Source organism: Gordonia paraffinivorans NBRC 108238 (genome assembly GCF_000344155.1).
GTDB classification, from domain to species: Bacteria; Actinomycetota; Actinomycetes; order Mycobacteriales; family Mycobacteriaceae; genus Gordonia; species Gordonia paraffinivorans.
The window spans coordinates 49,009-60,622 of the sequence record NZ_BAOQ01000037.1; the positions used below are offsets into that span (position 1 = coordinate 49,009).

The window sequence follows — 11,614 nt, forward strand, 5'->3', positions numbered from 1 at the left end:
CGCTCACCTCGAACCGGCGCCGACGACGGTCCGCCCGTCGCTCCTCGAACGCGACATCGCGCCGAGGGCCACCGCGAAGGTCAGCGTCAGGACGGTCCAGAGGATGACCTGGTTGGCGATCGCGTACACGCGGAAATCGCCCACCACGTCGGCCGGGAATCCCGGGAACACGATCTGCCCGGCGTCGTCGCGCAGGGGTTCGGGGACCTCGTGGAACGACGGCAGCACCGCGATGGTGACGCCCACGGCGACCAGATACGCCGCCGTGCCGGCGATCCCCGAGACGAGCCCGCCGATCCGCGGTCGCAGCCACAGCGCGAGCACCACGGCCGCGATGGCGAGCACCACCGACGCCACGGTGATCGTCAGGAACGCCGCGGTCCGCTCGCCGATGGTGTCGTCGTCGCCGACCGCGGGCGGATTGCCCGGGTAGGCGAAGAACGGCACGCCGAAGACGGCGACGAACCCGATCACGCCGAGCGCGCCCGCGACCGCGCGCGGGTCGGTCGCCGGGTACCGCCTGCCGACGTAGGACCACAGGACCGTGAACGCGACCGCGAAGAACGCTCCCATGCAGAGCGCGAACACCAGAGTGCCGACACCGGCCCCGAGGTTCTCCTGCATGGCGCGGGTGAAGACCTCACCCTCCTCGCCGTGGTGGTGGTGTCCGCCCGCCGCGTGTTCGAGGGTCTCCTCGGCCTCCGAACGCGCGCCCTCGTAGTCGATGGCCTTGCCCACGACCGGTTCGATGAACAACCGGGCGAAGACGAACGAGATGATGCCGGCGATCAGACCCGACAGCAGGCCCGCGCCGATGAACTTCTTCTCCATGTGAACTTGTCCCCTTCCGCCGGTCGCTCAGTGGCAGGGGAAGCCGAGGAAGTGGCGTGCGTCGTGCACGAACTCGTGCACGTAGGTGTTCTCGCCGAACACCGACACCACGCCCTGGTCGTACCCGAGGAAGTAGTAGGCCAGTGCGGCGAGCAGCACGGTGAGGCTCAGCCAGAGCGCGGCGCTCGCCGCGGAGAGGTTCGGCACCGCGATGGCCCGCGGTGCGGCCGCGGCCGCTGTCGTGCCGGATACGGGGATTCCCTGATCAGGGGTTCCGATGGTCATGTGTCGGTGTCCTTTCGCCGATCTCGCGTCGGAGAGTTGTGGATCTCATCCGCCGGCACGGCATCCTGGCTCGCGTCGACATCGGACACCGTCGAGATACTCCCGACCGCGTCCGGTTGTCGTCGCTCACAGTGGCGCGACCGCTCCGGATTCTCACCGGATTCCCCGTACAGGCGTACGTCGACCTTATACGCACGCGATACGGCCGTCTGTCGCACCGGTGAGACATAGTGGAGAGATGCCCCGCCCCTCGGTGCTCGACCGCTTCACCGCCCCCACCCGGCGGTGGTTCACCAGCGCCTTCACCAAGCCCACCGCCGCGCAGAAGGGCGCGTGGACCTCCATCGCCGACGGCGCGAACACCCTCGTCATCGCACCGACGGGCTCCGGCAAGACCCTCGCGGCATTCCTGTGGGCCCTCGACCGGCTCGCCGCCGAGGCCGCCGAGCGGGCCGCCGAGCCGAGACGGACCGGTACCCGCGTCGTCTACATCTCGCCGCTGAAGGCGCTCGCGGTCGACGTCGAGCGCAACCTCCGCGCCCCGCTGACCGGCATCACGCGCGCCGCGCAGGAGCTGAACCTGCCCGAGCCGAACATCACCGTCGGCGTCCGCTCCGGCGACACCCCGGCGGCCGAGCGCCGCAGTTTGATCAAGTCGCCGCCGGACATCCTGATCACCACGCCGGAGTCGCTCTACCTGATGCTTACGTCGGCGGCGCGCGAGACGCTCACCGACGTCGAGGCGGTCATCGTCGACGAGGTGCACGCCGTCGCCTCGACCAAGCGCGGCACCCATCTCGCGCTCACCCTCGAACGTCTCGACGAGCTGCTCGAGAAGCCGGCGCAGCGCATCGGCCTGTCGGCGACGGTGCGGCCGCCCGAGGTGGTGGCCGGCTTCCTGTCCGGGGCCGCCCCGTGCACCGTCGTGAAGCCGAAGGCCGAGAAGACCTTCGACCTGCGCGTCGACGTTCCCGTCGAGGACATGGCGAACATCCCGCCGCCTCCGGGTCCCGAGGGCGCCGGCGCAGAACTCGACGACGCGTTCTCGCCGACCGCGGGATCGCTGTGGCCCTACGTCGAGGCCGCCATCGTCGACCAGATCGAGGCAGACCGCGCGACCATCGTGTTCGCGAACTCGCGCCGGCTCGCCGAGAAGCTGACCGCCCGTCTCAACGAGATCCACGCCGAGCGTCACGGCTCGCCCGCCGAGCAGAAGGCCAACCCGTCGGTCGCCGGCGGCGCACCGGCGCTGGTGATGGGAAGCGGTGCCAGTTCGGGAGCCGAGCCCGTACTCGCGCGCGCCCACCACGGCTCGGTCAGCAAGGAACAACGCGCGCAGATCGAGGACGACCTCAAGTCGGGCCGCCTGCGATGCGTGGTCGCCACGAGTTCGCTCGAACTCGGCATCGACATGGGCTCGGTGGACCTCGTCATCCAGGTGGAGGCCCCGCCGTCGGTGGCCAGCGGCCTGCAGCGCATCGGTCGCGCCGGCCACCAGGTCGGCGAGATCAGCCAGGGCATCCTGTTCCCCAAGCACCGCACCGACCTGCTGCACTGCACGGTCACCGTCGAGCGCATGCTCGACGGTCAGATCGAGCAGATCAGCGTGCCGCAGAACCCGCTCGACATCCTCGCCCAGCAGACGATCGCGGCGGCCGCCGTCGACGACCTCGACGTCGACCACTGGTACGAGGTGGTGCGCCGCGCCGCGCCGTACCGGGAACTCGGTCGCGGGGTCTACGAGGCCACGCTCGACCTCATCGCGGGCCGGTTCCCGTCCGACGAGTTCGCCGAACTGCGGCCCCGCGTGAACTGGGATCGCGACGCCGGAGTCCTCACCGGACGCCGGGGCGCGCAACGGCTCGCGGTCACCTCGGGCGGTTCCATCCCCGACCGCGGCCTGTTCGGCGTCTTCATGGTCGGCGAGAAGGCCACGCGCGTGGGCGAACTCGACGAGGAGATGGTCTACGAGTCCCGCGTCGGCGACGTCTTCGCGCTCGGCGCGACGAGCTGGCGGATCGAGGACATCACCCACGACCGCGTGCTGGTGTCGCCGGCGTTCGGCCAACCCGGCCGGCTCCCCTTCTGGATCGGCGACGCGGTGGGCCGCCCCGCCGAACTCGGCGCGGCCATCGGCGCGTTCACCGGCGCGATCGCCGACGCCGAGAAGCTCGACGCCCACGTCGAACGGCTCGGCCTCACCGACAACGCCCGCACCAACCTCGCGAACCTGATCGCCGAACAGCGCGAGGCCACCGGGCACCTGCCCACCGACAAGACACTGGTGGTCGAGCGGTTCCGCGACGAACTCGGCGACTGGCGGGTGATCCTGCACTCCCCCTACGGCCTCCGCGTGCACGCCCCGTGGGCCAGCGCCATCTCCCAGCGCCTACTGGCCACCCTCGGCATCGAGGGCGCCACCACCGCCTCCGACGACGGCATCATCGTCCGCCTCCCCGACACCGACGACGACCCGCCGGGGGCCGGCGTCTTCCTGCTCGACCCCGACGAGGTGGAGCAACTCGTGACCGACGGCCTGGCCGATTCCTCGCTGTTCGCCTCCCGCTTCCGCGAATGCGCCTCGCGCGCACTGCTTCTGCCGCGGCGCGACCCCGGCCGACGGGCACCGTTGTGGCAGCAGCGGCAGCGCAGCGCGCAGCTGCTGTCCGTGGCGTCGAAGTTCCCGGACTTCCCGATCGTGCTCGAGGCGGTGCGGGAGTGCCTCCAGGACGTCTACGACCTGCCCGCCCTGCTCGACCTGCTGGGTCGCATCCGGGCACGCCGCATCCGGGTGGTGGAGACCGAGACACCCAGTCCCTCGCCGTTCGCCGCATCGCTGCTGTTCGGCTACGTCGGCGCCTTCATGTACGCCGACGACGCCCCGCTCGCCGAACGCCGGGCGGCCGCCCTCTCCCTGGACACCAGTCTGCTCGCCCAGCTGCTCGGGCGCGTCGACCTGCGCGAACTGCTCGACCCGGGAGTGATAGCCGACGTGATCGCCCGGCTGCAGCGGCTCGCGCCGGAGCGTCAGGCGCGTGACGCCGAGGACGTCGTCGACCTGCTGCGCTGGCTCGGTCCGCTGACCACCGAGGAGGTCGAGGCACGCTATCGCGGCGAGGAGCCCGTCGCCGCTGTCCTGGCCGACCTGCATCGCAGCGGCCAGATCATCTCGGTCAACCACAACGGCCGCGCGCTGTGGGCGTCGATCGACGACACCGCACGCCTGCGCGACGCCCTCGGGGTCCCGGCGCCGATGGGCGTGCCCGCCGCCTACCTCGAGCCGGTGCCCGACCCGGTCGGCGACCTCGTCGGGCGGTACGCGCGCACCCACGGCCCGTTCACCGTCGCCGAGGCCGCCGGCGCGCTCGGCATCGCGACCGCCGTCGTGCGCGACACCCTCGCCCGGCTCGCCGGCGAGCGACGCGTCGTCGAGGGAGACTTCCTGCCCGAGAACCGGACCGGTGATCCGGCAACCGATTCCGTCTCGCCCGCGGCGACGCAGTGGTGCCACACCGATGTGCTGGGCCAGATCCGCCGCGGGTCGCTGGCCGCGAGCCGGGCCGAGGTGGCACCCGTCGGACCCGAGGTCCTCACCCGCTTCCTGCTCGACTGGCAGCACGCCTCCCCCGAAACCGCCCTCCGCGGCGTCGACGGGGTCGCGACGGTCATCGACCAGCTCGCCGGTTTCCCGTTGCCGGCGTCCGCCTGGGAGTCGCTGATCCTGCCCGCCCGGGTGTCGGACTATGCGCCGTCCATGCTCGACGAGTTGCTGAGCACGGGTGAAGTGGTCTGGTCGGGGCACGGCCGGATCGGGAACGCGGACGGCTGGATCGCGCTGCACCCCGCCGACGTCGCCGCGTTCACGCTGCCCGCTCCCGACCCGATCGACACCACCGCGGTCCACGAGGCGATCCACACCGCTCTGGAACCCGGTGGCGCGCTCCGTTTTCCGCAGTTCGCCTCCGGCATCACCACCGGCACGACCACCCCGTCGGCCGGTGTCGAGAGCGCGCTCTGGGATCTGGTGTGGGCCGGGCAGGTCTCGAACGACACCTTCGCGCCGGTCCGCGCCCTGCTCCATCCGCGGAGAAGTCCGTCGGCCCCGCGGTCGGCCCCCGCCCACCGGGCCCGCGGCCGGGCGCCGAGACTCCGCGCAGGGCGGCTGTCCGCGCGGTACCTGGCCGGGCACGCCGAGGCGCCCTCGGTGTCCCCGACCGCGGCCGGCCGCTGGTTCGCCCTCGACCGCGCCGAGATCGACCCGACGGTCGCGACGCAGGCCCTGTGCGATCAGCTCCTCGCGCGGTACGGGGTGATCACCCGCGGCAGCGTCATGACCGAGGAGGTGACGGGCGGGTTCGCGCGGGTCTACAAGGCGCTCAACGTCTTCGAGGACAGCGGACAGGTACGTCGCGGGTACTACGTCGACGGACTCGGCGGCGCGCAGTTCGCCTCCCCCGCCACCGTCGACGAGCTGCGCCGCCACGCCCTGCCCGACCGCAAACCGCCGCGCGAGGCGAGCGTGCTCGCGGCCACCGATCCGGCGAATCCGTTCGGCGCGGCGCTGGAGTGGCCGCGCTCCCGCGACGCCGACGCCGGTCATCGGCCCGGCCGCAAACCCGGTGCGCTCGTGGTGATCGTCGACGGTGAGCTCGTGTGTTTCGTCGAGCGCGGGGGCAAGACGTTGCTGACGTTCACCGATTCCATCCCCGCCCTGGAGTCGGCGGCCGGCGCGCTGGTCGCGCTCGTGCGGGCGGGGCGGGTGTCGCGGCTGACCATCGACCAGATCGACTCGGAGCCGGTGCGCGCCACCGACTTCGGCAAGGTCCTCGTCGAGGCCGGTTTCGCGACCACGCCGCGCGGCATCCGGCTGAGGTACGGCACCCATGCCTGAGGGCGATACCGTCTACGCGGCCGCGTCCCGGCTCCGCGCGGTGCTCGAGGGGCGTCGACTCGTCTCGTCGCAGTTCCGCATCCCGTCGCTGGCCACCGCCGACCTGTCCGGACGCGACGTGGTGGCGGTCCGGTCGAGGGGCAAGCACCTGCTCATCGACGTCGACGAGAGCACGCCGGGCGCGGGCGACGCGGTGAGCGTCCACTCGCACCTGAAGATGGAGGGGGTCTGGCACGTCCACCCCATCGGACGCCGCTGGCGCCGCCCCGCCTACCGGGCCCGGGTCGTGCTGCGCACCGAGACCCACGAGGCCGTCGGCTTCGACCTCGGCATCCTCGAACTCCTGGCCGACCCCGACGCCGCACTCGCCTACCTCGGCCCCGACCTGCTCGCCGACGACTTCGACCGCGACGAGGCGATCCGGCGGCTCGCCGCCGACCCGGACCAGCCCGTGGGTGCCGCGTTGCTCGACCAGCGGCTCATGGCCGGTGTCGGCAACGTCTTCCGCAGCGAGATCTGCTACCTGCGGAAGGTCCTGCCCACCCGACCGGTGGGCGAGGTCGACCTGGGACCGATGGTCGACCTGAGCCGACGCCTGTTGTGGGCCAACAGGTTACGGTCCGCACGCACGACGACCGGTAACACCTCGCCCAATGGCCGGATGTGGGTGTACGGCCGCCAGGGCCAGTTGTGCCGGCGCTGCGCGACCCTCATCAAACGCGGCGAGCTGGTGTCGACCGGCGGCGAGCGGTCGATCTACTGGTGCCCACGCTGCCAGACGTGACACCACACCCACCCCGTTCGGCTTATCCGCCCCCGCACAGGGCTGCGGGTTCACCGAAAAGGGGTGGGTGTGCGTGGCTCAGACCGGGTACCGCTCCGGCTCGGGACCGAATTCGAAACGGCGCGCGGAGATCTCGTCGACGGCGATCTCGACGTAGTTGTACTTCAGCGTCGGGATCCACGGGCGTAGCGGGAGCTTGTCGGCTTCCTCGATCTCGCCCAACCCGGTCAGGATCCGCGCCTCGCCCTTGGCGATGACGCTCCACCCGCCGGCATCGGTGTAGGCGTCGGTCTCGAACGCGACGCGGCCGTTGACCGCCAGCTCCGCGAGTTTCGTGCCCTCGCCGGAGCGGAAGGTGATCTTGCCGTCCGCGGCGTGGTAGTTCACCGGGAAGATGTCGGGAACACCGTCCACGCACGTCGCCAGGCGGCCCAGCTCGCCCGAGCCGAGAAGTTCCCAGGCCTCTTCGGAGCCGAGTACCTGAACCGGAGTCTCTGTCATGATCCGTCCCTTCTCTCCCCCCTGTTCCCGATGGTGCTCCCAGAACCGCTGTCGGAAAAGAGACCTAGGTCCCGCAGGTGACCGGTGTCAGTCGGGGACCGGAACCGGTTCGAGGATCTCCTTGCGGGCCTCGGGGGCCGCGGCCCGCAGGGCGTCGGCCGAGTCGTCGTCGGGCTGCTGCTGCGAGGCGATCTCGGCCTCGACGCGCGCCCGGTAGTTGGCGATCTCGAAGTCGCGCTGCTCGGGCGTCCAGTCGAGGATCGGCGCCAGCAGGTCGGCGACCTCCTCTGCGCAGTCGACGCCGCGGTGCGAGTACTCGATGGCGATCCGGGTGCGGCGTGCCAGGACGTCCTCGAGGTGCAGGGCCGCCTCGTCGATCGCCGCGTAGACCACCTCGACGCGCAGGTACTGCGGCGCGGCCGCGAGCGGCGCGAGCAGCGACCTGTCCTCCTGCGCGCAATAGAGGACGTCGTCGATGAGCGACCCGTACCGGTTGAGCAGGCGCCGGACGCGGTAGGGATGGAGCCCGTACCGTTGCCCCAGGTGCTCGCACTGGTTGATCAGCGCGTAGTAGCCGTCGGCGCCGAGCAGCGGAACGCGCTCGGTGATCGACGGCGCCACGCGGGTGGGGATGAAGTCGTTGCACGCGTCCACCGCGTCGGCGGCCATGACGCGGTAGGTCGTGTACTTGCCGCCCGCGATGGACACCAGGCCCGGCGCGACGGTGGCCACCGCGTGCTCGCGCGGCAGCTTCGACGTCTCGTCGTCCTCCCCCGCCAGCAGCGGACGCAGACCCGCGTAGACGCCCTCGATGTCGTCGTGGGTCAGCGGCGTGACGAGCACCTCGTTGACCCGCTCCAGGATGTAGTCGATGTCCTTGCGGGTGGCCGCCGGATGCGCGAGATCGAGGTTCCAGTCGGTGTCGGTGGTGCCGATGATCCAGTGGGTCTCCCACGGGATGACGAACAGCACCGAGTTGGCCGTGCGGAGGATGATCGCGGTCTCGCTCACGATGCGGTCGCGCGGGACCACGATGTGGACGCCCTTCGACGCGCGGACCCGGAAGTGGCCGCGCTGCTTCGACAGCGCCTGCACCTCGTCGGTCCACACCCCCGCGGCGTTGATGACGCAGTGCGCCCGCACCTCGGTCATCTCGCCGGTCTCGGTGTCGCGCACACGGACGCCGAGCACGCGATCGGCCTCGCGCAGGAAGTCGACCACCTGCGTCGAGGTCCGGATCACCGCGCCGTACTGCGCCGCGGTGCGCGCCACCGTGAGACTGTGCCGCGCGTCGTCGACGACGGTGTCGTAGTAACGGATTCCGCCGATCAGGGAGTTGCGTTTGAGCGCGGGGGCCACGCGCAACGCACCCGACCGCGTCACGTGGCGCTGCCCGGGAACAGATTTCGCCCCGCCCATGCGGTCGTAGAGGAACAGGCCGGCCGCCACGTACGGGCGCTCCCAGACGCGCCGGGTCAGCGGATAGAGGAACGGCAGCGGCTTGACCAGGTGCGGCGCCAGGAACCGCAGCGAGAGCTCACGTTCCTTGAGAGCCTCACGGACGAGGCCGAATTCGAGTTGCTCGAGGTACCGGAGTCCGCCGTGGAACATCTTCGACGACCGGCTCGACGTGCCGGAGGCGATGTCGCGGGCCTCGACCAGCGCGACCCGCAGGCCACGGGTCGCCGCGTCGAGCGCGCATCCCACACCGACCACACCACCGCCGATCACCACGACGTCGAACTGTTCCTCGCCGAACCGGCGCCACGCCTCGGCGCGGTACAGCGGCCCCATGTCGGCGGGCCGGTCCGGGTTGAACTCGGTGTTCATACTCGCCGAGCCTAATTGATCTCGGGCCGCACCACAGCGTGCGACACTGACCGCGTGGGTAGTGCAGGGAAATACGTGGCGGCCATCGACCAGGGCACCACCTCGACCCGGGCGATGATCTTCGACCACGCCGGACGGGTCGTCGGCGTCGAGCAGATCGAACACGAGCAGATCTTCCCCCGCGCGGGCTGGGTGGAGCACGACGCCGCCGAGATCTGGCGCAACACGCGCCGCGCCGGCGCCGCCGCGCTGGCCTCGGCCGAGCTGACCGCCGCCGACATCGCCGCGTGCGGCATCACCAATCAGCGCGAGACCACGGTGATCTGGGACCGCGAGACCGGCCGCCCGGTGCACAACGCGATCGTCTGGCAGGACACCAGGACCAACGAGCTGTGTGCGGAACTCGCCGGCGACGCCGGGGTCGACCGCTACCGAGACCGCACCGGACTGCCGTTGTCGACCTATTTCGCCGGACCGAAGATCCGCTGGCTGCTCGATCACGTCGACGGCCTGCGCGACAAGGCCGAGGCCGGCCAACTGTGTTTCGGCACAATGGATTCCTGGCTCGCCTGGAACATGACCGGCGGCGTGGACGGCGGTGTGCACGTCACCGACGTGACCAACGCGTCGCGCACCATGCTCATGAACCTCCACACCCTGGACTGGGACGAGGAGATCTGCGCCGAGATGGGCATACCGATGTCCATGCTGCCGGAGATCCGCAGCTCCTCAGGGCATTTCGGATATCTGCGCGGACAGGGCCCGCTGCCGGGTGTCCCGCTGTCCGGCATCCTCGGCGACCAGCAGGCCGCCACCTTCGGCCAGGCGTGCCTGGCCCCCGGCGAGGCGAAGAACACCTACGGCACCGGCAACTTCCTGCTGCTCAACACCGGCACCGAACCGGTGTTCAGCGACCACGGCCTGCTGACCACGGTCTGCTACCGCATCGGCGACCAGCCGGCCCGCTACGCGCTCGAGGGGTCGATCGCGGTGACCGGCTCACTCATCCAGTGGTTGCGCGACAACCTCGGGATCATCCGGACCGCCGCCGAGGTGGAAGAGCTCGCAGCCGGGGTCGACGACAACGGCGGCGCCTACTTCGTCCCCGCCTTCTCGGGCCTGTTCGCACCGCGCTGGCGGTCCGATGCCCGGGGCGTGATCGTCGGCCTGACGCGGTTCGTCAACAAGGGGCACCTGGCACGGGCGGCCTTGGAGGCCAGCGCATTCCAGACGCGTGAGGTCATCGAGGCGATGCAGGCCGACTCCGGGATGGAGTTGTCGACCCTCAAGGTCGACGGCGGGATGGTCGTCAACGAGCTGCTGATGCAGTTCCAGGCCGACATCCTCGACGTCCCGGTGGTGCGCCCGGTGGTCAACGAGACCACCGCACTCGGCGCGGCCTACGCCGCCGGGCTCGCCGTCGGCTACTGGGAGGGCGAGGACGAGATCCGCGCCAACTGGGCCGAGGACAAGCGGTGGAATCCGGCGATGGATCCCGGTGAGCGCGAACGCCTCTACCGGGAATGGAACCGGGCCGTGGAGCACAGCTTCGACCTCGCGTGAGGCCACCGGCGGCCGGGCTTTCTCAGACCACGAAGTCGGCGAGGACGCCCACCACGCCCGCTGTCCCACCCAGGGCTGCAGAGGCCTCGTAGGCGGCCTCCCGCAGTGCCGTGCGCGGGGCCTCCGCGGCGGTCGTGATCGACATGGCGGCGAGGACGCAGTCGATCGCCCGGGCGCGCCGGAAGCTGTCGCGCTGGGCGTCGACGTCGCCGCGCCGTTGATGGGCGAAGCCGTCGAAGTCGTGATGGGCGGACACGGCGCGCAGCGAGCCCACCCCGGCCTGATCGACGCTCCCGTGCTGACGCCACCGGCGGATCACCTCGCGCACCTCGGGCGTCGACGCGCCGGTCACGTCCATGACGGTGGCGACCAACAGCTGCAGGCACCGCACCACGTCCTCGTCCGGCACCTCGGAGACGAGTCGGGCGACCCCGCCCGGCAGGCGGTCCACTCGATTCGGCACTTCCCCTCCTCCGGGGTGCGGGCCGTGCCCGGACATCACGCGTCGTCCGATCGTCGGCTCGGTCGCGGCCCCGTCCCGGGGGTGTCGTCCACCGCAGCCGCGTCCTCGGGCGCCCCGTCCCTTCCGGTGGCGGGTTCGGGTCCCATGCCGGTTCGTCCCGGCGTGACCGTCGGGTCCTGCGGCGACGGAGCGGGTTCCCGGGCCGTGGCCGGGTCGGCGTATGGACCCGTCGCGGTGGTCGCGACGGGCAGCCAGTCCCCGACCACCGGCGGACCCACCAGCGGGAGGGCCCCGACGATCTCTGCGCCGTGCTCGCGGTTGTGCAGATACGGTGCGGTCTTGTGGCGCTCGTCGTCGGAGCCGCCGCGACGCCCCACCGGCGGTGCTCCCAGCGGCCCCGCAGCCGGGGTGATCGGCCGTGGTCCCGGTATGCCCGGCGATGCGGACGACGCGGCCGCACCGGCGG

8 protein-coding genes, 1 pseudogene and 1 riboswitch are annotated in these 11,614 nt (G+C 71.3%); of the genes and pseudogenes, 3 read left to right on the forward strand and 6 right to left on the reverse strand.

The window, feature by feature from the left end; genetic code table 11:
• Window positions 1-3: 3 nt before the first annotated feature.
• Both GP2_RS17305 and GP2_RS17310 read right to left on the reverse strand, forming a co-directional pair.
• Window positions 4-831, reverse strand: a complete 828-nt coding sequence (locus GP2_RS17305) for a CbtA family protein (RefSeq protein ID WP_006901836.1) — start codon at window positions 829-831, stop codon at window positions 4-6.
• A gap of 27 nt (window positions 832-858) precedes the next feature.
• Window positions 859-1,116: a CbtB domain-containing protein gene (locus tag GP2_RS17310; protein WP_006901837.1), complete on the reverse strand. Its 258-nt coding sequence runs from the start codon at window positions 1,114-1,116 to the stop codon at window positions 859-861.
• 37 nt (window positions 1,117-1,153) lie between these two features.
• Window positions 1,154-1,341, reverse strand: a riboswitch (cobalamin riboswitch).
• Window positions 1,342-1,354: 13 nt separating this feature from the next.
• Between GP2_RS17310 and GP2_RS17315 the strand changes: the two genes are divergently transcribed.
• Window positions 1,355-6,007: an ATP-dependent helicase gene (locus GP2_RS17315; protein ID WP_006901838.1), complete on the forward strand. Its 4,653-nt coding sequence runs from the start codon at window positions 1,355-1,357 to the stop codon at window positions 6,005-6,007.
• The gene (locus tag GP2_RS17320) at window positions 6,000-6,791 is read left to right on the forward strand and encodes a DNA-formamidopyrimidine glycosylase family protein (protein ID WP_006901839.1); all 792 of its coding nucleotides are present in this window, start codon (window positions 6,000-6,002) and stop codon (window positions 6,789-6,791) included. Before GP2_RS17315 ends, GP2_RS17320 begins: the two co-directional genes overlap by 8 nt.
• Before the next feature lie 78 nt (window positions 6,792-6,869).
• On the opposite strand, the gene GP2_RS17325 is transcribed toward GP2_RS17320, so the two are convergent.
• Window positions 6,870-7,292, reverse strand: coding sequence for a pyridoxamine 5'-phosphate oxidase family protein (locus GP2_RS17325; RefSeq protein WP_006901840.1), 423 nt, complete (start codon window positions 7,290-7,292; stop codon window positions 6,870-6,872).
• A gap of 87 nt (window positions 7,293-7,379) precedes the next feature.
• A complete protein-coding gene (gene glpD / locus GP2_RS17330) occupies window positions 7,380-9,122 on the reverse strand; it encodes a glycerol-3-phosphate dehydrogenase (RefSeq protein WP_006901841.1) in 1,743 nt (580 codons plus the stop codon).
• 75 nt (window positions 9,123-9,197) lie between these two features.
• On the opposite strand from glpD, the gene glpK reads away from it, so the two are divergent.
• Complete coding sequence (glpK, locus tag GP2_RS17335; RefSeq protein ID WP_006901842.1) at window positions 9,198-10,685, forward strand: glycerol kinase GlpK; 1,488 nt, start codon at window positions 9,198-9,200, stop codon at window positions 10,683-10,685.
• A gap of 22 nt (window positions 10,686-10,707) precedes the next feature.
• On the opposite strand, the gene GP2_RS17340 is transcribed toward glpK, so the two are convergent.
• Both GP2_RS17340 and GP2_RS21570 read right to left on the reverse strand, forming a co-directional pair.
• Complete coding sequence (locus GP2_RS17340) at window positions 10,708-11,148, reverse strand: hypothetical protein (protein ID WP_006901843.1); 441 nt, start codon at window positions 11,146-11,148, stop codon at window positions 10,708-10,710.
• 35 nt (window positions 11,149-11,183) lie between these two features.
• A pseudogene (locus GP2_RS21570) lies at window positions 11,184-11,614 on the reverse strand (hypothetical protein); the annotation flags it as partial.